Below are 22,335 nucleotides of genomic sequence, written 5' to 3' on the forward strand. Positions count from 1 at the left end.
AACTCACCGCACAGGCCCCCGCACGACGCCCCACACCAGACCCCCTACCGCCGGAACAGACCAGCGGGGCCACGGGAGCGAGACAAGCAGCCACGCAAGCGCGACCCTCGCACCAACTCACCGCACAGGCCCCCGCACGACGCCCCACACCAGACCCCCTACCGCCGGAACAGACCAGCGGGGCCACGGGAGCGAGACAAGCAGCCACGCAAGCGCGACCCTCGCACCAGCTCAGCGCGCGGGCGGCCGCGCGTCGGCCCGCAGCAGGCCCCGTATCGCCGGGACGGAGAGCAGCGCCGCGGCCACGGCCAGGCTCGTCGTGCCGGAGACCAGCAGGACGTGGTCGGCGCCGAGGGCTCCGGCCACGGGGCCGGCCAGGGCCTGGCCCACGGGCATCATCGCGAGGGAGCCGGCCACGTCGTAGGCGTGGATGCGGTTGAGGACGTCGGACGGCACCTGGGTCTGCACGGTGGTCGCCCACATCACGGACCAGAACGACATCCCGGCCCCGGCCACCGCCGCCCCGGCCGCCATGGCCGGCACGCCGAGGCCGGCGCCGACGGTCGCCGGGAAGCCGAAGAAGGCGAACAGGGCGAGCGCGCCGGCCCGCAGCATGCGGCGGGGGCGCAGCCTGAGGGCGAGCAGGCCGCCGACGACGGTGCCTGCGCCGAGGGCCGAGTTGACCAGGCCGTAGGCGCGCGGGCCGTGGTGCCGGACGACCTCGGCGGCCACCAGCGGGACCGTCGGCCCCCAGACGGCGATCATGTAGACGCACCACACGGCGATCACGGCCCACAGCCAGGTCCGCGACCGGAACTCCCGCCAGCCCTGGACCAGATCGGCCCGGAAGGCACGCAGGCCGGGGCCGGTGGCATGGGCGCTCTCGGGGAGCGGGGGCAGCCGGAGCAGCAGGAGGCACAGGGCGCTGATCGCGTAGGTGGCGGCGTCCACGGCGATCACGGCGCCGGGTGAGGCGAAGGCGACCAGGAGGCCGGCGACGGCCGGGCCGACCAGCTGCGCGGCGGACTCGGCGATGCGGATCGCGCCGTTCGCGCCCTGGATGTCGCGGGCGAGGCGGGGCACGGTGCTGGCCACGCCCGGCTGGAAGACGGCTCCCGCCACACCGTTGACGACACCGATGGCGCACATCTGCCACAGGACCACGTGCCCGGTGAGAAAGAGGCCCGCGGAGAACGACTGGGTGACGAGTCGGACCAGGTCGACGCCGATCATGAGCCGCCGGGTACTGAACCGGTCGGCGATGACGCCGCCGAAGACGACGAGCCCGGCGAAGGCGGCGGCCTTGGCGGCCATGGCCAGGCCGACCGCGCCCGCACCGTACCCGTACTCCAGCAGGCCGGCGGCGAGCGCCACGGGCGACATGGTGTCGCCTAGGCGGGCGACGGCCCGGGACACGAAGAACAGTGCGAAGTCCCGCGACCAGACGGCCGGGGTCACGGTGGACCCGGCTTTCCGCTCGCCCCCGGCGACGAGGTCCTGCCGTGGCTCCGTGCCGGTCATCCCGCGCGCTCCCCTCCCTGCCGGTCCGGGGACATCCCCGGCGCGCGGGATCATGCCACGCCGTTCCGGCGCTCGCCGAGGGATTTTCAGCGGCCGTCGGCCAGACCCAACTCCGGGTAGGCGTCCAGGAGTCGGGGCGGGGCGGCCTGGCGCCAGGAGTCGGCGAGGATGTCCCGCAGCTCGTCCTCGTCCTCCAGGGCGGCCAGTCTCGCTCTCACCCAGGCGAACTGGGCCTCGTGGTCGGCGATCCAGAACTTCTCCGGCTCGGCCGCGACCAGTTCGTCACGCTCCTCCTTGGGGCAGCGCACGGCGATGGACGTCTCGTCCTCCGGGAGCGTGGCGAACATCTTCCCGGCCACCCGGAACGTGGGCATGCTCCAGGCGATCTTCTCGGTGGTGTCCGGCAGGGACAGGGCGATACGGCGTACGTCTTCGGCATCCGGCATGCCACGCACGCTAGCTGCTGCCACTGACAGTCACCCGGCCGGCGGGCCCGTCCGCTTGTAGTACAGGGTCGTCGGGCGCAGGGCGCCGGACGGGTTCGCCGCGTAGTCGGGGATGGTGCCGGCGAGGGTCCAGCCGGCCGAGCGGTAGAGGTGCTCGGCGGGGCTGCCGGTCTCGGTGTCCAGGTGGAGGAGGGTGATGCCGGTGGCGGCGGCCGCCTGCTCGGCGGTGGTGAGCAGTCTGCGGCCGAGGCCCTGCCCGCGCGCGGACCGGTGCACCATCAGCTTCACGAGTTCGGCGCGATGGCGGCTGTTCTGCTTGTCGGGCAGGGCCAGGCTCACCGTGCCCGCCACCCGGTCCGTGCCGTCCACGGCCACCCACACCGCCAGCCGGCTGCTCGCCACCGCGTCGGCCCGCTCCCGCCACCAGGCGGCCGCCGCCGCCCGCCCGAGCGGCGCGAGGAAGCCGACCGAGGCTCCCCCGGCGACGGTGTCGGCCAGCAGCCCGGCCAACTCCTCGCTGCCGTCACGTACTTGGGCGTGGTTCCAGCGCAGCACCCTCATGGCCGCACCACCGCCAGCACATAGCGCGCCTCGCCGGGGCCGGGGCAGCAAAACCTCGTCGGTCCGTAGACGCGCATCCGCAGGCAGTCACCAGCGGCGAGGGGGTGGCTCGTGTCGCCGGCGGTCACCTCCAGCGTGCCTTCGAGGAGCCACAGGTGCTGTTCCAGGCCGGGCACGGGCGGGCGGTCGTAGGCGATGTCGGCGCCGGGACCGAGCCGGCCCTCGACCAGTTCGCCGCGCAGCCCTGCGTGCGCCGGGGAGACGGACCGGCGTACGAAGCCGGAGGCGCGGTCCTGCCACACCTGCTGCTCGGCCGCCCGGACCAGCGGGGCCGGCTCCGCCTCGACCTCGCTGAGCAGCTGGGACATGGTGCGTCCGTAGACGTGGCAGAGGCGGTTGAGGAGGGTTGCGGTGGCGCTGATCTCGGCGCGCTCGGCCCGGGACAGGGTCGACCGGCTGACCCCGCTGCGCTCGGCCAGCTCACCCAGGGACCAGCCGTGCCGGGCGCGGAGTTCGGCCAGCCGGGCGCCGATCCGGGCGTCGACGGGGTCGGGAAGCTCGGTTCTCATATCCGGGACGCTATCCCTGATATGAGACAGGCGGGTTACGGGAGGCTCACGCCTGCGCCGCCTCCCCCAGTGCCTTCAGCACCGGGCGGATCAGGGGGTGTCCTTCGGCTCCTCGCCGTATGGCCGCGAAGACCCGGCGGGTCGGGGCCACGCCGTCGACGGGCCGGACGACCACGCCCGTGAGGTCCATGCCGCGCAGCGCCGAGCGCGGTACGAGGGCCACGCCCGCGTCGGCCGAGGCCAGGGCGACCACGGCACGGAAGTCGTCGGAGGAGTGTTCGAAGCGGGGCTGGAATCCGGCGCTCTCGCAGGCCAGGACGACCACGTCGTGACAGGGGTTGCCGGGGTACGGGCCGATCCACTGGTCCTTGGCCAGTTCGGCGAGGGGGACCTCGGGGGCGTCGGCGAGGCGGTGGCCGACCGGGACGACCGCGTCGAAGGGCTCGGCGTACAGGGGTACGTAGGTGAGCCGGGGGTCGTCGGCGGGCGGGGCGCCGCGGTACTCGACGGCGACCGCGACGTCCACCTGCCGGTCCAGGACCATGGGCAGGCTCGCGTCGCCCTCGGCGTCCTGGACGCGCAGGCGGATGCCGGGCGCCGAGGAGGCGAGCCTGGCCACCGCGGGCGCCACCACCTGGGCGATGCCCGTCGCGAAGGCGGCCACGGTGACCGTGCCGGCCTCCCCCGAGCTGTAGGCGGCCAGCTCCGCCTCGGCCCGCTCCAGCTGGGCGAGGACCGCGTTGGTGTGGCCGAGCAGGATCTCGCCCGCCGGGGTGAGCCGTACGCCCTTGGCGCTGCGCTCGACCAGGCGGTGACCGGTCTCCTGCTCCAGGGCCGTCAGCTGCTGGGAGACGGCGGAGGGGGTGAGATAGAGCGCGGCGGCTGCCGCGGTGACCGTGCGGTGGTCGGCCACCGCACGGAGGATGTGGAGCCGCCGTGCCTCGATCATGCCGTCAATTATCCCAAGGTGTCCGTGAGGGTCAGGCCGCCAGCTCCGCACGGGCCGCGACGAAGGCGTCGACCGCGCGGTGGACGTCCTCGGTGGAGTGCGCTGCGGACAGCTGGACCCGGATCCGGGCCTGGCCCTGCGGGACGACCGGGTAGGAGAAGCCGATCACGTACACGCCCCGCTCCAGCAGCAGCTCCGCCATGCGGGCCGCCTCGGCTGCGTCGCCGATCATGACGGGCGCGATGGCGTGGTCGCCGGGCAGGACGTCGAAGCCCTCCTCGGTCATCCGGCGGCGGAAGACAGCCGTGTTCTCGGTGAGGCGCACGCGCAGGTCGTCGGCGGACTCCAACAGGTCGAGGACCTTCAGGGAGGCGGCGGCGATCACCGGGGCAAGCGTGTTCGAGAACAGGTACGGGCGGGAGCGCTGGCGCAGCAGGGCGACGATCTCGGCGCGGGCGGCGACATAGCCGCCGGAGGCGCCGCCGAGGGCCTTGCCGAGGGTGCCGGTGATGATGTCGACGCGGTCCATGACACCGTGCAGCTCGGGGGTGCCGCGGCCGGTCGGGCCGACGAAGCCGACGGCGTGCGAGTCGTCGACCATGACCATCGCGTCGTAGCGGTCGGCGAGGTCGCAGATCTCGCTCAACGGGGCCACATAGCCGTCCATGGAGAAGACGCCGTCGGTGACGATCAGGCGGCGGCGCGCGTCGGAGGCCTCCTTGAGCTTGGCCTCCAGGTCCGCGAGGTCGCGGTTGGCGTAGCGGAAGCGGCGGGCCTTGGACAGGCGGATGCCGTCGATGATGGAGGCGTGGTTGAGGGCGTCGGAGATGACCGCGTCCTCCTCGCCGAGCAGGGTCTCGAAGACACCGCCGTTGGCGTCGAAGCAGGAGGAGTACAGGATCGTGTCCTCCTGGCCGAGGAACGCGGAAAGCCGCGCCTCCAGCTCCTTGTGCACCTCCTGGGTGCCGCAGATGAAGCGCACGGAGGCCATGCCGTAGCCCCAGCGGTCCAGGGCCTGGTGGGCGGCGGCGATCACCTCGGGGTGGTCGGCGAGGCCGAGGTAGTTGTTGGCGCAGAAGTTGAGGACCTCGCCGGGGCGGCCGCCGGCGGTGACACCGACGGTCGCCGACTGCGGGGTGCCGATGACGCGCTCGGGCTTGTGCAGGCCGGCGTCGCGGATCTCGTCCAGAGTGGCGCGCAGGTCGTCGCGCACGGAGTCGAACATCGAAGAAGCTCCTAAAATGCTTACGCGGTAAGGGAGTTGTGCGTTCTACGACTTGCGTTCTACGACTTACGCAGTCCAGTCCAGGATGACCTTGCCGCCGGTGCCGCCGGCCGCGTCGGCGAAGGCCGCCTCGAAGTCGCGGTAGCCGTAGCGGCCGGTGATCACGGGGGCGAGGTCCAGGCCGCCCTCCAGCAGCACCGACATCGCGTACCAGGTCTCGAACATCTCGCGGCCGTAGATGCCCTTGATGGTGATCATCGAGGTGACGATCCGGGACCAGTCGACCGGGAACTCCTGGGCGGGCAGACCGAGCATGGCGATCCGGCCGCCGTGCGTCATGTTGGCGATCATGTCCTGCATCGCCTCGGGGCGGCCGGACATCTCCAGGCCGATGTCGAAGCCTTCGCGCAGCCCCAGCTCCCGCTGTCCGTCGGCGATCGTGGACCGGGAGACGTTCAGGGCGAGGCTGACGCCGATCTTGCGGGCCAGCTCCAGGCGCTCCTCGCTGACGTCGGTGATGACGACGTTGCGGGCGCCGGCGTGCCGGGCCACGGCGGCGGCCATCAGGCCGATCGGCCCCGCACCGGTGATCAGGACGTCCTCGCCGACCAGCGGGAAGGACAGCGCGGTGTGCACGGCGTTGCCGAACGGGTCGAAGATCGCGGCGACGTCGAGGTCGACGGGGACGCGGTGCACCCAGACGTTGGACGCGGGCAGTGCGACGTACTCGGCGAACGCGCCGTCCCGGCCGACACCGAGGCCGACGGTGGCGCGGCACAGGTGGCGGCGGCCGGCCAGGCAGTTGCGGCACTTGCCGCACACCAGGTGGCCCTCGCCGCTGACCCGGTCGCCGACCCGGATGTCGGTGACGTCGCGGCCGGTCTCTACGACCTGCCCGACGAACTCGTGCCCGACCACGAGCGGAGTACGGATGGACTGCTGCGCCCAGCCGTCCCAGGCCCGGATGTGCAGGTCGGTACCGCAGATACCGGTCCGCATGACCTTGATCAGTACGTCACCGGGACCGATGACGGGCTCCGGGACGTCCGCGAGCCAGAGGCCGGGCTCCGCCTTCTCCTTGACCAGCGCCTTCAACGCTACGGCTCCTGTGGGTGAGGTCCCGGCCGCGGGCATGCCGAAGGAGCCCGCACCGGGTCAGAGGGGTGGAATCACCCTGCAATCTGCCGTATGCGCGGGCCGGGGTCCATCGAGCTTTTCTTAACCGCCGCCTCAGCTTTCCTTCACACCCCTTGGCCGTCGCCGGGCGCAGCCGTCGCTCAGAGCGGCAGTCCGTCGTCCGCGGACCGCTCCAGATGTAAGGCGAGTTCGGCGGCCAGCGCCTTGATGGTCTCCAGACCGGACCTGCCCCAGGCCCGGGGTGCGATGTCGGAGGCGCACACGGTGCCGAGCGCCATGCCGGAGCTGTCGATGAGCGGGGCGCCGAGGTAGGAGCGGATGCCGTACTCGTCCACGACCGGATTCCCGGCGAAGCGGGGGTAGTCGCGGACGTCCTCCAGCACGAGGGCCTTGCGGCGGACCACCACATGGGGGCAGAACCCATGGTCGCGCGGCAGGACACGGCCGACCTCGGGCCTGCTGCCGTCCTCCCGGACCACCGGCGCGGTCACCGGGGTGCGCAGGCCCGCGAAGAACTGGTGGTCCTCGCCGATGAAGTTGACCATGGCGTACGGCGCTCCGGTGAGCCGGGCGAGATGGTCCGCGAAGGCGTCGAGGGCCGGTTCGGGCCGCTCCCCCAGGCCGAGTCGGCGCAGCCGGGAGATGCGGGCGGGGGCCTCCTTGTCCTCGGGGGTGAGCAGCAGACCACGGACCGGCCGGGGCGGCTCGTAGCTCATGGCCGGGCTCCGTCGCTGTGGGCGTACCTCATATGGCGGCTCCGTGGGCGGTGTGGCTGGGTCACATGTGGGCGCCGTGGCTCGGCGCGGGCGCCGGGGCGTGGGCGATCAGGTGGCGTACGAGGGTGAGCAGGGTCTGCACGCCCGAGCTGGAGATGCGGGCGTCGCAGCAGACGACCGGGATCCCGGGGTCGAGGTCGAGGGCCGCGCGCACCTCCTCCGGGTCGTAGCGGTGGCCACCGTCGAACTCGTTGATCGCGACGATGAAGGCGAGGCCGCGCTCCTCGAAGAAGTCGACGGCCGCGAAGCACTCCTCCAGGCGGCGGGTGTCGGCGAGGATCACCGCGCCGAGCGCCCCTTCCGACAGCTCGTCCCACATGAACCAGAACCGCTCCTGCCCGGGCGTGCCGAACAGGTACAGGACGTGCTCCTGATCGAGGGTGATCCGGCCGAAGTCCATGGCGACCGTCGTCTCGACCTTGTTCTCGATGCCGTCGAGGTTGTCCGTGGCGGCGCTGACCGTGGTGAGCAGCTCCTCTGTGCTCAGCGGGGCGATCTCGCTGACCGCACCCACGAAGGTCGTCTTGCCGACCCCGAACCCGCCCGCCACCAGGATCTTCAGCGCGGTGGGGAACGGGTCAGAGCTGTCGTCGTAGTCCATCGAGCACTGCCTCCAGCAGAGACCGGTCAGTGGGGTTGTGGTGGAACGCGGGGGGCTTGGTGGTCAGCGCCCCGCAGTCGACGAGGTCCGAGAGCAGCACCTTGGTGACCACTGCGGGCAGTTTCAGATGCGCGGCCACCTCGGCCACCGAGACCGGCGCACGGCACAGATCGAGCGCCTGGGCGTGCTCGGGGCCGAGGTAGCCGAGCGGGGTGACACCGGTGGCCATCACCTGCGACATCAGGTCGAGGGCGATGCTGGGCTTGGTGCGGCCGTTGCTGACCGTGAACGGGCGCACCAGCCGCCCGGCCGCGTCGTCGAGCCAGGGCCCGTCGCCGGCTGCGGCCACGTTCAAGGCCTCATCGCCGTGGATTCGACGGCGTGCTGCCGGGGTGCGGTCACCAGATAGGGGCGGACGCTCTTGACGAGCATCGCCATCTCGTAGCCGAGCACGGCGGCGTCGGCTTCGCGGGCGGCGAGCACCGCCAGGCAGGTGCCGGAACCCGCGGTGGTGACGAACAGCAGCGTCGAGTCGAGTTCGACGACGACCTGGCGGACGTCCCCGCCGTCACCGAACCGGACCCCCGCGCTGCGGCCGAGGGAGTACAGGCCTGAGGCGAGGGCCGCCATGTGGTCGGCGCCGTCGGGATCGAGGCCGTGCACGGACTTCACCAGTCCGTCGCAGGACAGGAGCACCGCGCTGGTGGTGTGCGGTACGCGCTGCACGAGGCCGCTCAGCAGCCAGTCGAGGTCGGATGCCTGGGCGGTCGGCGCATCGCTCGCCATGGTGGATCGACTCCTTGGGGTACGAAGGTCTGGGGGAACGCTGGGGGTGGGGAAGCGATCGGAAACGCGGGTGGTCATCGGGCCGGTGCGCTCCCGTCGGTCCGGCCGGTGCCGTGGATGCCGTCGGATGCGGGCGCGTGGGCGTGCGCCTGACGTATGGCGGCCGCTTCCCTGGGCGGCGCGTCCCTACGGGTGGTGTCCAGGGAGCCGGTGTCCCTGTGTGCCGGGCTCACATGGTCGGGCTCCCCATGTCCGGAACCCACGTGCCCCGAAGCCGTACGCACCGACTCCCTGGGCTGTGACTGCATGTGGGCCGTGTCCATGGGGGGTGGGTCCATGTAGGCGGACTCCATGTGGGCGGACTCCATGTGCTGTCGTGCCTCGGCGAGGCCGATGCCTCGTTGGAAGGCCGCCATCAGGCCGGGGTCGTGGCCCGCGACCGTGTCGCCGTCCTGGCGGGGGGCGGGACCGCCGCGCAGCTGGGGCACGATGTGCTCCTGGGCGCGGCGGCGGGGCAGTTGGGGCTTGCCCATGGTGCCGCGCACCGTGCCGGCGCGCGGGGTGGGCATGGTGCCCGCGTTCGCCTCGACCACCGCCCGGTCCTCGGCGCGGATGCCGGGCACGGCCTCGGCGGGGTTGGGCCGCTGAACGTGGGCGCCGCGCACGGGGAGCGGGGCCGGCGCGCCGACGCTCTGCACACTGCCGTTCTGGGCAGCGCCGCGCTGTGCGTGCCGCCGTCGGCCGGTGCCCGGGGCCTGTCCGGCTCCGCCCGCGTGGCGCTCCGCCGCTGCGGGCCATCCCTCCGCCGACCCGGCCTCGCCGGTGGCACCCCGCACTCCGCCGGAGGTATGCAGGGGTGGGGGCGGCGGCACCGGCACCTGGCCGGTCGTCGCCTGGTCCTGCGGCTGCGGCACTGCCCCGGGTACGCCCGGCGCCGTACCCAACAGGGCCTGCGGGACGACGAGTACGGCCTGCACACCGCCGTAGATGTTGGTCTGCAGGCGGACGCTGATGCCGTGCCGGCGGGCGAGCTGGGAGACGACGTAGAGGCCGATGCGGCCGTCGGCCAGCAGGCTGGCCACGTTGACCTGGTCCGGGTCGGCGAGCAGGGCGTTCATCTTGGTCTGCTCGCCGACCGGCATGCCGAGCCCGCGGTCCTCGACCTCCACGGCGAGCCCGGAGGTGACGAGGTTGGCCCGGAGCAGCACCTGGGTGTGCGGGGCGGAGAACACCGTGGCGTTCTCGACGAGTTCGGCGAGCAGGTGGATGACGTCGGCGACGGCGTGGCCGCGCAGTTCGCCGTCGACGGGCGGCACCAGTTTGACCCTGGAGTACTGCTCGACCTCGGCGATGGCGGAGCGCAGTACCTCGGTCATGTTCACCGGGTTGCTCCACTGCCGGCGGGAGACGGCACCGCCGAGCACGGCGAGGTTCTCCGCGTGCCGCCGGATGCGGGTGGCGAGGTGGTCCACGTGGAACAGGCCCTTGAGCAGGTCGGGGTCCTCGATCTCGTTCTCCAGCTCGTCGAGGATCGAGATCTCCCGGTGCACCAGGGACTGAAGCCGCCGCGCGAGGTTGACGAACACCTCCAGCTTCTGCTCGCTGCCGGCCTGGCTGGAGAGCTGGGCGGCCTGCACGACGGCGGTGACGGCGCCGTCGTAGGCGCAGGCCAGGTCCGCGGCGAGCAGTTCGAAGTCGTCGGCGTCCTCCGGCGGGCGGCGGCGCGGACCCCGCTGCGGCGGTGTCTCCCCGCGGCGCAGGGCCTCGACAAGGGCGCGCAAGTCGGCCTCGCCGCGGGTGGCGCTGTGGCGCAGGGCATCGATGCGCTCGCCGACCGAGCGGGCGGCGCGGTTCGCAGCGACGGCGGCGATCAGGATGCCCGCGACGGTCACCGCGACCGCTCCGGCGAGCACGGCCCAGAGGGTGAGACCGGGGCGTGCACCCGTCGAGCGGATGCTGAACAGAACGGCCGCGCTGGCGCTGAGCGCGACCGCGACGGGCGGGAGCACGGCGAGCCGCATGAGCTGAGGCCGTAAGTGCGTCTCGGGCAGTGCGGGAGCGGGTCGGGCGACCGGTCTCCCGTGCCGGCCGCCCTCACGGCGGTCGGCATGGGCGGCCGGTGCACGGAGGTGAGACATCTGCGTCCTCGTACTGGTCCGTCGGGCTGCCATCCGGACACTCACAGTAGTCGCCTGCGCCTCATGTGCGGTGGGCAGTTGACAAAGTCACCCGGGGAGGGTCCCGCTCTGGTATGAGGCTTCGTACGACAGACCGATAACCTTGCCGCCGCCGAGGGGTCGACTCGAAAGAGATCGATACGACCTGCTCAAAAGCGGTCGCGGGGGCGAGGGAGCAATCCGCCCGCCCCCGACCCTCCCCCTTCGCCGCACACCCGGTTTCCGGCACCGGATCCGCCTGCCGCGCCCACCGGAGCAACCGCGCAGATGTCTCCCCGTTCCCTGAAATTGTCACGGAGAGTATCAGCTATGGCCTCCACCTTCAGCTGGTCAGACGAGGGTCGAAACGCAGAACTGGACCAGCCCGGCGTCCACGTCCAGGACGTCCCGCTCCATCTGCGGCCACGGCGGGTGGAAGCCGCCGCGCTGGTCGCCCCACTCGACGGTGAAGCCGAGGATCTTGCCCTTGTGCTCGTCGGCGCGGTGCCGGGAGTAGGCGTAGTCGTCACTGGTTCCGCAGGTCGGATACAGCTGGAAGCCGGACATCGGGGTGTAGGCACGCCCGCGTACGCCCTGAACTCCCGTGCAGAACTGTTCGGCGAGCACCTTGGAGTCGTCGGCGTCGGACTTCGGGAGGTACTCCGCATAGGCGTCGCCGGGCACTCCGCGCCGGTGGTCGAAGACGTGGTTGAGGAAGTTCTGCGCCGAGTCGAGCGACTGGTTCTCGTCGTCTCCCCAGACGGTCAGCATGTCCTCGGAGTAGCTGTGCACGTCGATGAACCAGCGGGTGCGCGGATAGGCGTCGAGCAGCCAGCGGACGTTGCGGGTCTCGGGTTCCGAGAAGGGGCGCGGGCCCTGGTACACAAGGTCGCTCGGGTCGTCGGAGACACGCGGCGCCGCAGCCGGGTCGAAGGCGGTCCGGAAGTCGAAGAGGAAGTCGTAGTTGCGGTTGATGTCGACGCCGATGCGGTCGGGGTCGCCGCCCGACTGCGCCGGGTCGCGGTTCTTGCGCCACATCGGGTCGACGGTCTGGCTGTAGAGCCGGCCGTCCGGGTTCACCAGCGGGAAGACGACGAGTTCCAGCTCGTCCAGGATCTTGCGCACCTGGTCGCCGGTGAAGCTCGTACCGCCGTACACCAGGCCGGTACCGGCCTCGTACGCCTCCAGCAGGTCGGCGGCGAAGTGGACCAGGATCTCGCAGCTGCCCCATTCCCGGGCGTGCACGCCACCGATCAGGACGGCACAGTCGTGGGTGCCGGCGGGGGTGGCGCCGATCCGCAGGGCGTGACCGGCACGGCCCTCGACCGAGGGCTCGGGCAGGTCGATCAGCTCGCTCGTGGCCGGGTAGGCGGTGGCCAGGCTGGTCACGGCCGAGTCGACCTCGGTGATGTTCAGGTACGTCATGGCGTTCCTCCCGGGCGTGCTAGGCCTTCACGGCCAGCCCGTGCGGCACCGCGTCGGCGGGGGCGAACCGGTCTCCCTTGCCGACCTCGGCCTGGCGGGCCCGTCCGGTGGCCGTGGCGTTCTCGATCGTGGTGACCGACACACCCTCGCGTTCGAGGGCGGTGGCCTGTTCGGCGGTCGCATAGGCCTCGATGCTGCAACTGCCGTCGTCGGCGCGGCGGGGGCGTCCACCGACGTCGGGACGGGCGTCGCGCAGGAGGGCGCGCAGGGTTTCGGCGTCCTGGGCGGTGACGCGCACACGCAGGACGGGCTGAGAAGTGCTGGACATGACGGCTTCTTCCGGCGCCGTCGGGCGCGCGCCTGGGCCACCCGGCGGCGCGAGTGCTGCGCGTGAAGATCACGCGGATTTCGAAGGTTCAATGGGGTTTACGACGTCTACTGCGTATGCGAACGTCTGAGACGTTTACGCCAGATATGTACGTCGTATCCTCAGGGTGCTCCGCCGCCGTAGAAGGCGTCAAGAGGAGCCTCGGGCAGGCGGCTCAGCAGGCTGTCGAGGCCGGCCATCAGTTCGCGCTCGTCGTCGTACTCGGAGAAGCGCGGGACGAGGGCGCGCAGCCGTGGATAGTCGGCGGCGGGCAGCCGGTGCAGGCCGAGCCGGAGCATGAGGTCCGGCTCCTCGCTGTCGTCCACCACCTGGCGCTTGTCCACGAGAAGGCAGCCAAGAGTCCAGGCCGCGAAGGTGCGGTAGATCGTGAGCACGGTGGGGTCGTCGAAGCCGGCCCGGCCCAGCACGGAGAGCATGTGCTCGGTGAGCTGGAGCCAGGGCTGCGGGCGACGCGCGACGGGCACGGCGAGCGGGCGGGTGGCGACCACCGGAAGGATCTCGGGATGGGCGTGCACGACGCAGGCGAACGCCCTGGCGATCCTGCGCAGTTCGGCCCGCCAGGGCGGCTCGACGGGTGCGGCGCCCGAGTCGGCGCGGGCCTGCTCCGCCGAGGTCCGCAGCCGCTCGTTGACCTCGGCGAAGAAGGCCTCCACGAGGCCGTCGAGGAGGGCTTCCTTACTGGCGGTGTACCGGTAGAGGGCCATCGGCTCCACGCCGAGGTCCGCGGCCAGCCGACGCATGGTCAGGGCCGCGAGCCCCTCGCGGTCGACGAGGGCGACGGCCGCGGCGAGCACGCGGGGGCGGCTGAGGCGCCCCCGCCTTGCCGGGTTGTCCCGCTGTGCCATGGCCGCACTCCGGATCCGGATACGACGTACACTTCATCAATAATTGTACGTTTTATCCGGAGAAGCGTGCGGGTGCCGTCGCCGCGACGGGGTGCGGCCGCCGGGGTCAGTCCGCGTGGCCGCCTCCGGTGCGTACGCCGGGTTCGGCGGCCAGGGCCCCGACCGCGCGCCAGGCGGGGCGGACGGCCTCGGACACGTCTCGCCACCACGGCTCCGCGGGGAGCTTGCCCGCGGGCTCGAAGGGCTCGCCGGGCCGGGGCAGCGCCACCGCCTGGCCGGCCTCCTCGGCGGCGTCCTTGGTCCACTCGCCGGGCTCGGCCCAGGGATGCGGGGCGAGGGTGAAGGTGCCCCAGTGGATCGGCAGCAGTACGCCGTGCGGCACCCCGCTCTGCAGGTCGAGGTGGGCGCGCAGCCCCTCCTCGGGCGTCATGTGGATGTCGGGCCAGAACTCGCTGTACGCGCCGATCTGGATCATCGTGGCGTCGAACGGACCGTGTGCGGCGCCGATGTCCTTGAAGCCGTCGAAGTAGCCGGTGTCACCGCTGTGGTAGATCCGGTGTTCCTCTCCGGCGACCGCCCAGGACGCCCACAGTGTGTGCTGCGTGTTGCGCAGGCCGCGGCCGCAGAAGTGGCGGGCCGGGGTCGCGGTGAGGGTGAGCCCGCCGACCCGGGTGGACTCGTGCCAGTCGAGCTCGCGCAGCCGGTCCGGGGACACGCCCCAGTGTTCGAGGTGGGCACCGACGCCGAGCGGCACGGCGAACACCGTGTCGGTGCCGGCCAGCGCCTTTATCGAGGGCAGGTCCAGGTGGTCGTAGTGGTCGTGCGAGATGACCACCACGTCGACCGGACCGAGCGCGGCCAGCGGCAGCGGCACCGGGTGCAGCCGCTTGGGCCCGGCGAACGGGAGCGGGGAGCAGCGCTCTCCCCAGACGGGGTCGAACAGGACCCGGTGGCCGTCGATCTCCGCGAGCACGCTGGAGTGGCCCATCCAGGTCACCCGCAGTCCGGTGGCCGGCGGCTTGGCCAGGTCGGCGAGGGTGGTGGCGTGCACCGGGACGGTGCCGCGGGGAGCGCGCCGGGGCCGCGCCTCCTTGTCGAAGAACACCTTGGCGAAGTCCAGCATGGAGCCGGAGGGCCGGGTGCGGGCGACGCCGCCGGGGTTCTGGAAGACGCCGTCCTTGAAGTGGGGTGAACGGCGGATGCGCGCGAGGCGCTCACCGCTCGGTTCCGCGCCGAAGGCCTCGGGCTGAAGTGAGCGGAGCCCGGAGCTCAGGGAACGCAGACCGGTCACGTTACCTCCAGGTGGAGTCGCTGAGGCCCTCCATTATGGTCGGCCCCTCCGACAGGCCGGTCACGGGGTTCCCCCCGGGCCGGTGGGTGCCCACCGCACTCGCACGGGCGTTCCCGCCGCGCGTTGACAGTGCCCCGACCCACTCCGGATACTGACTCACGATTCAGTAATTGGCGCCCTGCTCCCCTCCGGTCAGCACGCGCGTGGCCCTTGGAGGCACCCATGACCGCCCCCCTGATGTCGCTCGTCTGGACCGACCACGTCACCGGACGGCAGGGCTTCCTGGTCGTCGACCGGCTGGTGCGGGGTGTGGCCAGCGGCGGACTGCGGATGCGGGCCGGCTGCACCCTCCAGGAGGTCGCGGCACTCGCCCGCGGCATGACGATGAAGGAGGCCCTGCACTACGACCCGGAGGGCCGCTACATCCCGCTCGGCGGCGCCAAGGGCGGCATCGACTGCGATCCGCGGGACCCGGAGGCGTACGGGCTGCTGGTGCGCTACCTGCGCGCCATGCGGCCGTACATCGAGAGCTTCTGGACCACCGGGGAGGACCTGGGTCTCACCCAGGACCTGGTGGACCGGGCGGCCGCCGAGGCGGGACTGGCCTCCTGCGTCCAGGCCGTCTATCCGTTGCTGGACGACGAGAGGGCGGCCCGCAAGCGGCTCGCGGACGCCTTCGCGGTCGAGGTGGACGGCATCGGCCTGGACGAGCTGGCGGGCGGCTGCGGGGTCGCCGAGTCGGTGCTCGCGGCCCTGGACCGGGCGTCGGTGCCGTATCCGGGCACCCGGGTCGCCGTACAGGGCCTGGGCACGATGGGCGGGGCAACGGCGCGCTTCCTCGCGCGCGCGGGCCTCAGCGTGGTGGCCGTCGCCGACGTCAAGGGCACCGTCGCCAACCCGGCCGGACTCGACGTCGAGGCCCTGCTGGCCGCGCGGGACGCGTACGGCACCGTCGACCGCTCGGCGCTGCGCCCCGGCGACCGTGAACTGCCCGGCGACGCCTGGCTGTCCGCCGGTGCGGAGGTGCTCGTGCCCGCGGCGGTGTCGTACGCGATCGACACCGCCAACCAGGAGCGGATCACCGCCCGCTGGATCGTCGAGGCCGCCAACCTGCCCGTCCGGCCCGAGGCGGAGGAGCTGCTCGCCGCGCGCGGGGTCACCGTGCTGCCGGACGTGGTGGTCAACTCCGGGACGAACGCATGGTGGTGGTGGACCCTGTTCGGAGACATCGGCCCGGACGCGGCCGAGGCGTTCGCGCACATCCGCCGCTCGATGCGGGCGCTGATCGATCTGATGCTCGCCCGCGTGGAGGCCGACGGGACGACCCCGCGCACCGCCGCCCACGCCCTGGTGACGGACCGCCTGCCGGTGATCGCCGACCGCTTCGGGTGGTACCGGTGACGGTGGCCGCCCGCCGGATCGGGCCGGGGCACGTGAACCGGCCATGGGCGGCGGATCCGTTCGGGACCGCCCTCACGAGCGATTAGGGTGACCGCGTGGCGAGAGTGCGGTTGAGTGTGGCCGAGCGGCGGGAGGAGCTGCTGCGGGCGGCCATCGAGCAGATCGAGGTGCGGGGGGTGTCGGCGGTCAGGATCGCCGACGTGGCCTCCGCGCTCGGCGTGAGCAACGCGCTGGTGCTGTATCACTTCTCGACGAAGGAGAAGCTGGTCGCCGAGGCCTTCGCCTACGCGGCCGAGGACGACCTCGCACATCTGCGCGGGCTGCTGGGCCGGCGGACGTCCGCACTGCGCCGGCTGCGGGCGGCGGTGCGCTGGTACGCGCCGACGGGCCACGCCAAGGGCTGGCGGCTGTGGATCGAGGGCTGGGCGGTGGCGCTGCGCGACCCCTCCCTCCGAGAGGTCACCCGCGACCTGGACAAGCAGTGGAAGGCGGCCATCACCGAGGTCATCGCGGAGGGCGTGGCAGCGGGCGAGTTCGTGTGCGCCGACCCGGCGGGGGCAGCCCTGCGGCTGACCGCGCTCCTGGACGGGCTGGCCGTGCAGCTGACGTCGTATCCGGGTGCGGTGCCGCGCTCCCGGGCGCAGACGTGGGCGGACGACGCCCTGGCGCGGGAACTCGGGCTGGAGCGGGAGGCGTTGACCGCACCGGGGCGGTGAGACGCCGGTGCGGGGCACACACGCGTACCCCGCACCGCTGAGCCTGCGGTACGGGGCACGGGTGCGGGCCGTCAGGCCACCGACGCGATCCGCATCTTGATGTCGTCCGGCGACAGGGTGCCCTTCGCCGTCACATGGTCCCCGGAGGACTCGCCGCGCAGTCGGCGGCCGATCCACGGCACGAGGTACTCGCGGGCCCAGTGGACGTCGTCACGGCGGATCTCCAGGGAGCCCCGGGGCGGGAGCGGCGGCCAGGGCTGCTCCGGGTCGGCCGGGACCTGGAGGCCGAGGGCCTGGCCGGCGCGCAGCGCCACGCGCGTGTGCCCCTCGGGCGAGAGGTGCAGCCGGTCGTCGTCCCATGCCCTGCGGTCCTGGACGGACTTGAGGGACCACAGGTCGAGCACGGGACAGTCGTACCGGTCGGCGATGGCGCGCACGTGCCCGTTGTAGGTGGCGATCTTGCCGCGCATGTGCTTGAGCAAGGGGACGCCACGGGTGTCGAAGCCGGTCGTCACCAGCACGGTGCCGACGGCCTCGGTGAGAAGGGCCACGGCCCGCTCGAAGCGCTCGGCCACCTCGTCCGGGTCGGTGCCGGGCCGGATGATGTCGTTGCCGCCCGCACAGAAGGAGACCAGGTCCGGGGCCAGTTCGACGGCCTTCGGGAGCTGGTCGGCCACGATCTGGTCGAGCAGCTTTCCGCGCACGGCCAGGTTCGAGTACGTGAAGTCGCCCTCGGGCCGCCGGTCGGCGAGCAGTACCGCGAACCGGTCGGCCCAGCCCACGAACGCCCCGTCGGGGCCGGGGTCGCCGACGCCCTCGGTGAAGCTGTCCCCCACCGACACGTACGACCCGATCACTGATCTGCTGTCATTCTTCGAATCGTCTGCCACGTCGGACCATGATTCACCTTCGGATGTGACTTACGCGACCGTAATATGGGGTTGACGAACGGTGAGATAAGACACCTTCAAATAGTTGGCCGCCCAGGAATAAGGGCCTGGTCACGGGCGTTGACGGGTCGATCGCCACACCCGGAAGCCGCTGATCCGGAAGTGGCTCCACGTGGTCCGGAAGGCGAAGTGCCCGCCGGTGTAGGGCTCGGGGTCGGTGTAGTCGAAGACGAGCCGCCCGTTGTTCCACCACCGCACGGTCGAGCCGTCGGAGACGATCCGGACGTGGTGGGGCTCGTTCGCGACGAGCAGGGGTTCGGTGTAGTCGAGGACGAGGGGACGCACCCCCGCCTGGCCCACGTACCGGCGCAGCCGGGTGGTGGTGTTCGTGTTGGCGCCGAAGCCGACGTAATAGGTCTTCAGGTAGTCGTACTCGGCGAGTGCGCCCGCCCGCGGGATGGCGAAGATGTCGTCCGGGGAGCGGACGTCGGTGGCGTTCCAGAAGTTGTTGAGGTCCGAGACACGGTCGTTGGCGCCGCCCTCGGACACCGGGGTGGCGGTGTACTCGAGGACATAGGGTCCTTCGAGCTTCTGCCTGAACCAGACCGTGGCGCCGGCCGGAACGTCGACGTCCAGGACGCCGTGGGCGGCGGTGACGGTGCCGCCCTTCTCCAGCTCGACGGCCCACCGGCCCAGGCCGTGCCGGAAGTCGTCGTGGGCGAGGAAGCGGCGGTGGCGGGGCGCGGCGTTCGCGGTCGGCACGGGGGTGAGTGCCGCGAGGGCGGCCGAGGCGGCCAGGGCTCCGCATGCCCTGCGCGTGGTCGTCACGTCGACGAGCTCCTTCCGGGAGGGGCGGGCGCTGGGAAAGCGCTTGCCCTCCCGTGGGCCACTGTGGCCTCACCGCCCTCCTCCTGTCGACAGCCGGGGCACAGGCGCCACAGGACCGCAACGAGACGAGCCGCCCGTATGCAACTCCGAAGGCCGGACCCGGGGATCGGGGTCCGGCCTTCGGGCGGCGTGTCAGGCAGGTGGTTCCGAGGGAGGTGTGGCGGCTCAGCCGACGGGGACGCCGTGCGCGCGGAGGTAGCCGACCGGGTCCACGTCCGAGCCGTAGTCCGGCGTGGTGCGGATCTCGAAGTGCAGATGCGGGCCGGTCACGTTGCCGGTTGCACCGGACAGGCCGATCTGCTGGCCCTCGGTCACGGTCTGGCCGGCCGAGACGGAGAGCTGGGAGAGGTGGCCGTACTGGGCGTAGTAGCCGTCGTTCAGCTTGATGACGACCTGGTTGCCGTACGCGCCGCCCCACCCGGCGGAGACGACGGTGCCGGCGGCGACGGCCTTGACGGAGGTGCCGGTCGGGACGACGAAGTCGACGCCGGTGTGGTAGCCGCTGGACCACATGCTGCCGGCCACGTGGTAGCCGGTGCCGACGGTGGCGCCGGTGACCGGGAGGGTGTAACCGGTGGAGGGGGTGGTGGTGGACCCGGAGGCCTTCGAGCCGGAGTCCGACGACTGCGCGGGCTGCGCGGGCGCGGCGGACCCGGTGTGCGTCCGGGCCGGCTTCTCGCCGAGCGACAGCTTCAGACCCGAGTGGATCAGCGAGGGGTTCTCGCCGACCGCCTGCCGGTTGTCGTCGTAGAGCCGGTGCCAGCCGCCGCTCACGTTCTGCTGGTCGGCGATCTTCGCGAGCCAGTCGCCGGACTTCACCGTGTAGGTGCGCACGCCCGAATTCCGCTGCGCGGGAGCCTTCTTCTCGGCCGTCTTTGCCACGGCCGGAAGGGACTGCACGGCCTTTCCGGAAACGGACTGCGTGGCGACGGCGTGCGCTCCGGTGGCCCCGAAGAGCGGCAGGGCCAGCGCGGCACCGCCGGTGCCGGCGACAGCGATCGAGCGGGTGAAACGCGGGGGCTTGGGGCGGCGGTGCTTACCCTTCGCGGGCATGACGCATTCCTCTCCGGCGCCTGCGAGGTGAGCTGTCGGGTTCGGGCTGGAGCTGCCCGGCCGTGCAAGGGCACGGCTGCACCCCGAGCCTGTCTCGGAGACCAAGACAGGCAGTCGTACCTGGCGGGTCCCCCGCTCCTGCCAACACGGGTGAAGTGTGTGGGGACTCCGGGCGGCGGCAGGATTCGGCGTTCCGTCCGGATTGGTGGCGAACGTAAGCGAGCAAGACGCAGCGGACAAGCAGCCGGTTCCCGGCATCCCTGTTCCAGCTGATCGAATCCGGAAATTCACGGTCACCCTCCGTGAATTACCGGATCCCCTCCTTTTTCAAATTCCCTTGCCGATACGGGAATTACGTGGACATGACGCGCGACGCACGGTCACGAATATGACGCTCCTCACGCACCGCCTCCCCACGCCCCCCCATTCCAGAGCGAGTTGGAATGAAGGCCCCAATTCAGACAGAAGGCTCAGATACGGCGCAGCCGGAGAACCGTCGCATCCAGGTCGCCCGCCAGTCCGGTGCGCAGCCCGCGATGCAGCAGGACGGCACCACGGTGAACTTCGCCCGTTTCACGGCATTCGTACGACACTGTCGGGTCGAGGCCGCGCAGCCGCAGCGCCGGCACCGGCTCGCCGTAGTGCTGCGCCTGGAGGCAGGCGAGGACCACGGTCTCCTCCCCGAGGACGTACTGGACGGCGCTCAGGCCGCCCGCCGGGGGTCGCAGCCGGTAGAGGTCGCCGTGCTGGACGACGGGACGGATCTCCTTGTAGAGGGCCACCCAGTCCCGGGCCTCGGCCAGCTCCTCCTCGGTCCACTCGGTGAGGTCGCCGCCGACGCCGAGCACCCCGGCCATCGAGCTGACGAAGCGGAACCGCAGCGAGCTGACCCGCCCGTTGAGCTGCGTGTTCGGACTGTCGGTGACCCAGGCGGCCATGACTCGCGCGGGGTGGATCTGGCTGAAGCCGTGCTGAATGGCGAGCCGGTCGAGCGGGTCGGTGTTGTCGGAGGTCCACACCTGGTCGGTGCGGCTCAGCACACCGAGGTCGATCCGGCCGCCGCCGCCCGAGCAGGACTCGAAGGCCACGTGCGGGTGAGCGGCGCGCAGCCGGTCCAGCAGGGCGTACAGGGCGCGGACGTGGTCGACCCACAGGCGCTGCGGGTACGGCTCCCCGGGCCAGCCGGCGTCGGTGAAGCAGCGGTTGAAGTCCCACTTCACATAGTCGATCGGGGCACTGGACAGAAGGGTGTCCAGCTGTTGCCAGAGGCACTCCTGGACGTCCTCGCGGGCGAGGTTGAGGACGAGCTGGTTGCGGAGTTCCGTCCGCTTGTGTCCCGGTTGGTACTGCACCCAGTCGGGGTGGGCGCGATAGAGGTCGCTGTCCGGGTTGACCATCTCGGGCTCGACCCAGATGCCGAACTGCATGTCCAGGGCGTGCACGTAGTCGGCGAGCGGCTTGAGGCCCTTCGGGAAGCGGTCGGGGTTGGGCGTCCAGTCGCCGAGCCCGGCCCGGTCGCTGGTGCGGGCGCCGAACCAGCCGTCGTCCACGACGAACAGCTCGACGCCGATCGCGGCGGCCCGCCGGGCGAGGGCGGCCTGCTGGTCCTCGGAGATGTCGAAGGTGGTGGCCTCCCAGGAATTGAACAGCACCGGCCGGTCCTGCTCCGCGTCCGGGATGACGTGGGCCCGCTGGTAGGCGTGCCAGGTGCGGCTGGCCCCGCCGAAGCCGCCGTCGCTCCACAGGCCCGCGAAGACGGGGGTGGTGTACGACTCCCCCGGCTGGAGCAGCAGCAGGCCCGAGTCGTCGTAGCCGGCGCCGCCGGTGATCTGCACGCGCGCGTCCGGGAGTTGGGCGACGGCGATCCGCCAGGAGCCGGACCAGCCGAGCGCGCAGCCGTAGACCTCGCCGTGCTCCTCGGTGGCGTCGGTGTCGAGCGCGACCCAGGGCAGGTGCTGGTGGCCGGTGTGGCCGCGGCGGCTGCCGATGACCTTCTCACCGTAGGTGAGGGGGGCGGTGGTGAGCAGCGACTCGGCGGCCCAGCGGCCGTGCAGCTGGGACAGCCGCCAGCCCTCGCGGTCGGGCAGGGTCCAGGTGGCGGCGTCGGCGCGCAGCAGCTCCACGCGCGCGTGCCCGCCGTTCTCCACGGTCGCCCAGCGCTCCACGACGTCCCCGCGCATCCGGTAGTGCAGGGTGACGGCGAACCCGTCGTCGTCGAAGCGCAGCCGCAGCTCCTCGCCGGCGGCGTCTGCACCGTCTGCACCGCCTTCGACGGAGGACGCCACGAAGCGCCACTCGGTGCCGCGCCGCTCCTCGGTGCGCACGGACAGGGCGGGGCGGACGAAGCGGGGGCCGCCCTCGACGGGGTACTCCTCGCGGCCGTCGAGCGGGGACTCGAAGGGCCAGTAGGCCGGCAGCGGGCTCACCGCCAGGGCTTCTGCGTCGGCGAGCGTGATCCGTGGCCCCCAGTGGAGGTGCAGCAGTTCGTCCGCGTCGGCGAGATGCAGCGCATAACTGCTGGTGGGCCCCGACAGGAGCCACGTACGACCGTTTTCGGCGATGTCCACCATCAAGAACCTCACAGGTGCCAACAGATACGCTCAAGTGCGAACATCATTAGCCCTGCTGCCCCTGGTGGCAACGCCTGTGGACAACTCATTGCCCGAGGAAATCGATGTCGTATGGTCGACTGGGCGCCCGTTGACGAGCCG

The 22,335-nt window shown here is 71.9% G+C and carries 22 protein-coding genes and 1 riboswitch; of the genes, 2 read left to right on the forward strand and 20 right to left on the reverse strand.

Going from position 1 to position 22,335, the window contains the following annotated elements; all coding sequences use genetic code 11:
- Positions 1–231: 231 nt before the first annotated feature.
- The 16 genes from AQI88_RS01470 to AQI88_RS01545 form a co-directional block, all read right to left on the reverse strand.
- Positions 232–1,521, reverse strand: coding sequence for an MFS transporter (locus tag AQI88_RS01470; protein ID WP_066990423.1), 1,290 nt, complete (start codon positions 1,519–1,521; stop codon positions 232–234).
- Between the two features lie 86 nt (positions 1,522–1,607).
- On the reverse strand, positions 1,608–1,967 hold the full coding sequence (locus AQI88_RS01475) for an MmcQ/YjbR family DNA-binding protein (RefSeq protein ID WP_066990427.1): 360 nt from the start codon (positions 1,965–1,967) through the stop codon (positions 1,608–1,610).
- A 30-nt stretch (positions 1,968–1,997) separates the two neighbouring features.
- Positions 1,998–2,528 carry a GNAT family N-acetyltransferase gene (locus tag AQI88_RS01480; protein WP_107118427.1) on the reverse strand — a complete coding sequence of 177 codons (531 nt, stop codon included), beginning with the start codon at positions 2,526–2,528 and terminating at the stop codon, positions 1,998–2,000.
- Positions 2,525–3,097: a helix-turn-helix domain-containing protein gene (locus tag AQI88_RS01485; RefSeq protein ID WP_066990433.1), complete on the reverse strand. Its 573-nt coding sequence runs from the start codon at positions 3,095–3,097 to the stop codon at positions 2,525–2,527. Before AQI88_RS01485 ends, AQI88_RS01480 begins: the two co-directional genes overlap by 4 nt.
- A 46-nt stretch (positions 3,098–3,143) precedes the next feature.
- Entirely contained in the window at positions 3,144–4,046 is a 903-nt protein-coding gene (locus tag AQI88_RS01490) for a LysR family transcriptional regulator (protein WP_066990436.1), read from the reverse strand.
- A gap of 31 nt (positions 4,047–4,077) precedes the next feature.
- Positions 4,078–5,271, reverse strand: a complete 1,194-nt coding sequence (locus tag AQI88_RS01495; RefSeq protein ID WP_066990439.1) for a glycine C-acetyltransferase — start codon at positions 5,269–5,271, stop codon at positions 4,078–4,080.
- A 66-nt stretch (positions 5,272–5,337) separates the two neighbouring features.
- The gene (tdh, locus tag AQI88_RS01500; protein ID WP_066990441.1) at positions 5,338–6,366 is read right to left on the reverse strand and encodes an L-threonine 3-dehydrogenase; all 1,029 of its coding nucleotides are present in this window, start codon (positions 6,364–6,366) and stop codon (positions 5,338–5,340) included.
- 182 nt (positions 6,367–6,548) lie between these two features.
- Positions 6,549–7,124 carry a GAF domain-containing protein gene (locus AQI88_RS01505; protein WP_066990445.1) on the reverse strand — a complete coding sequence of 192 codons (576 nt, stop codon included), beginning with the start codon at positions 7,122–7,124 and terminating at the stop codon, positions 6,549–6,551.
- 61 nt (positions 7,125–7,185) lie between these two features.
- Entirely contained in the window at positions 7,186–7,785 is a 600-nt protein-coding gene (locus AQI88_RS01510; RefSeq protein ID WP_066990448.1) for a GTP-binding protein, read from the reverse strand.
- Entirely contained in the window at positions 7,763–8,134 is a 372-nt protein-coding gene (locus AQI88_RS01515) for a DUF742 domain-containing protein (RefSeq protein ID WP_066990450.1), read from the reverse strand. Before AQI88_RS01515 ends, AQI88_RS01510 begins: the two co-directional genes overlap by 23 nt.
- Before the next feature lie 2 nt (positions 8,135–8,136).
- Positions 8,137–8,571, reverse strand: a complete 435-nt coding sequence (locus AQI88_RS01520; protein WP_066990453.1) for a roadblock/LC7 domain-containing protein — start codon at positions 8,569–8,571, stop codon at positions 8,137–8,139.
- A 74-nt stretch (positions 8,572–8,645) separates the two neighbouring features.
- On the reverse strand, positions 8,646–10,709 hold the full coding sequence (locus tag AQI88_RS01525) for a sensor histidine kinase (protein ID WP_107118428.1): 2,064 nt from the start codon (positions 10,707–10,709) through the stop codon (positions 8,646–8,648).
- Positions 10,710–11,078: 369 nt separating this feature from the next.
- Positions 11,079–12,152, reverse strand: a complete 1,074-nt coding sequence (locus AQI88_RS01530) for a M14 family metallopeptidase (protein ID WP_066990459.1) — start codon at positions 12,150–12,152, stop codon at positions 11,079–11,081.
- Between the two features lie 19 nt (positions 12,153–12,171).
- Positions 12,172–12,480 (reverse strand): hypothetical protein, encoded by a 309-nt coding sequence (locus AQI88_RS01535; RefSeq protein ID WP_066990462.1) that lies wholly within the window; start codon positions 12,478–12,480, stop codon positions 12,172–12,174.
- 161 nt (positions 12,481–12,641) lie between these two features.
- On the reverse strand, positions 12,642–13,385 hold the full coding sequence (locus AQI88_RS01540) for a TetR/AcrR family transcriptional regulator (RefSeq protein WP_066990465.1): 744 nt from the start codon (positions 13,383–13,385) through the stop codon (positions 12,642–12,644).
- Positions 13,386–13,491: 106 nt separating this feature from the next.
- On the reverse strand, positions 13,492–14,676 hold the full coding sequence (locus AQI88_RS01545; RefSeq protein ID WP_066990468.1) for an MBL fold metallo-hydrolase: 1,185 nt from the start codon (positions 14,674–14,676) through the stop codon (positions 13,492–13,494).
- A 222-nt stretch (positions 14,677–14,898) separates the two neighbouring features.
- On the opposite strand from AQI88_RS01545, the gene AQI88_RS01550 reads away from it, so the two are divergent.
- Both AQI88_RS01550 and AQI88_RS01555 read left to right on the forward strand, forming a co-directional pair.
- Complete coding sequence (locus tag AQI88_RS01550; RefSeq protein ID WP_066990471.1) at positions 14,899–16,077, forward strand: glutamate dehydrogenase; 1,179 nt, start codon at positions 14,899–14,901, stop codon at positions 16,075–16,077.
- A 95-nt stretch (positions 16,078–16,172) separates the two neighbouring features.
- Entirely contained in the window at positions 16,173–16,793 is a 621-nt protein-coding gene (locus AQI88_RS01555; RefSeq protein WP_107118429.1) for a TetR/AcrR family transcriptional regulator, read from the forward strand.
- Between the two features lie 71 nt (positions 16,794–16,864).
- Here AQI88_RS01555 and AQI88_RS01560 read toward each other — a convergent pair whose 3' ends face one another.
- From AQI88_RS01560 to AQI88_RS01575, 4 genes are all read right to left on the reverse strand, one after another.
- Positions 16,865–17,650 carry an SGNH/GDSL hydrolase family protein gene (locus AQI88_RS01560; RefSeq protein WP_066990478.1) on the reverse strand — a complete coding sequence of 262 codons (786 nt, stop codon included), beginning with the start codon at positions 17,648–17,650 and terminating at the stop codon, positions 16,865–16,867.
- A 144-nt stretch (positions 17,651–17,794) separates the two neighbouring features.
- On the reverse strand, positions 17,795–18,511 hold the full coding sequence (locus AQI88_RS01565) for a DUF6250 domain-containing protein (RefSeq protein WP_066990481.1): 717 nt from the start codon (positions 18,509–18,511) through the stop codon (positions 17,795–17,797).
- 225 nt (positions 18,512–18,736) lie between these two features.
- Positions 18,737–19,624, reverse strand: coding sequence for a M23 family metallopeptidase (locus AQI88_RS01570; protein WP_066990484.1), 888 nt, complete (start codon positions 19,622–19,624; stop codon positions 18,737–18,739).
- A gap of 2 nt (positions 19,625–19,626) precedes the next feature.
- A riboswitch (cyclic di-AMP (ydaO/yuaA leader) is annotated at positions 19,627–19,792 on the reverse strand.
- Positions 19,793–20,094: 302 nt separating this feature from the next.
- Entirely contained in the window at positions 20,095–22,194 is a 2,100-nt protein-coding gene (locus AQI88_RS01575; RefSeq protein WP_066990486.1) for an alpha-galactosidase, read from the reverse strand.
- Between the last annotated feature and the right edge of the window lie 141 nt (positions 22,195–22,335).

Origin of the sequence: Streptomyces cellostaticus (assembly GCF_001513965.1) — a bacterium.
GTDB lineage: Bacteria > Actinomycetota > Actinomycetes > Streptomycetales > Streptomycetaceae > Streptomyces > Streptomyces cellostaticus.

What these genes read in the sequence shown, in the direction of transcription:
- AQI88_RS01485 (WP_066990433.1), bottom strand. Translation starts at nt 3,097, where the DNA reads ATGAGAACCGAGCTTCCCGACCCCGTCGACGCCCGGATCGGCGCCCGG.
- AQI88_RS01525 (WP_107118428.1), bottom strand. Translation starts at nt 10,709, where the DNA reads ATGTCTCACCTCCGTGCACCGGCCGCCCATGCCGACCGCCGTGAGGGC.
- AQI88_RS01575 (WP_066990486.1), bottom strand. Translation starts at nt 22,194, where the DNA reads ATGGTGGACATCGCCGAAAACGGTCGTACGTGGCTCCTGTCGGGGCCC.
- AQI88_RS01490 (WP_066990436.1), bottom strand. Translation starts at nt 4,046, where the DNA reads ATGATCGAGGCACGGCGGCTCCACATCCTCCGTGCGGTGGCCGACCAC.
- AQI88_RS01520 (WP_066990453.1), bottom strand. Translation starts at nt 8,571, where the DNA reads ATGGCGAGCGATGCGCCGACCGCCCAGGCATCCGACCTCGACTGGCTG.
- AQI88_RS01475 (WP_066990427.1), bottom strand. Translation starts at nt 1,967, where the DNA reads ATGCCGGATGCCGAAGACGTACGCCGTATCGCCCTGTCCCTGCCGGAC.
- AQI88_RS01470 (WP_066990423.1), bottom strand. Translation starts at nt 1,521, where the DNA reads ATGACCGGCACGGAGCCACGGCAGGACCTCGTCGCCGGGGGCGAGCGG.
- AQI88_RS01540 (WP_066990465.1), bottom strand. Translation starts at nt 13,385, where the DNA reads ATGGCACAGCGGGACAACCCGGCAAGGCGGGGGCGCCTCAGCCGCCCC.
- AQI88_RS01480 (WP_107118427.1), bottom strand. Translation starts at nt 2,528, where the DNA reads ATGAGGGTGCTGCGCTGGAACCACGCCCAAGTACGTGACGGCAGCGAG.
- AQI88_RS01570 (WP_066990484.1), bottom strand. Translation starts at nt 19,624, where the DNA reads ATGCCCGCGAAGGGTAAGCACCGCCGCCCCAAGCCCCCGCGTTTCACC.
- AQI88_RS01550 (WP_066990471.1), top strand. Translation starts at nt 14,899, where the DNA reads ATGACCGCCCCCCTGATGTCGCTCGTCTGGACCGACCACGTCACCGGA.
- AQI88_RS01530 (WP_066990459.1), bottom strand. Translation starts at nt 12,152, where the DNA reads ATGACGTACCTGAACATCACCGAGGTCGACTCGGCCGTGACCAGCCTG.
- AQI88_RS01510 (WP_066990448.1), bottom strand. Translation starts at nt 7,785, where the DNA reads ATGGACTACGACGACAGCTCTGACCCGTTCCCCACCGCGCTGAAGATC.
- AQI88_RS01535 (WP_066990462.1), bottom strand. Translation starts at nt 12,480, where the DNA reads ATGTCCAGCACTTCTCAGCCCGTCCTGCGTGTGCGCGTCACCGCCCAG.
- AQI88_RS01505 (WP_066990445.1), bottom strand. Translation starts at nt 7,124, where the DNA reads ATGAGCTACGAGCCGCCCCGGCCGGTCCGTGGTCTGCTGCTCACCCCC.
- AQI88_RS01495 (WP_066990439.1), bottom strand. Translation starts at nt 5,271, where the DNA reads ATGTTCGACTCCGTGCGCGACGACCTGCGCGCCACTCTGGACGAGATC.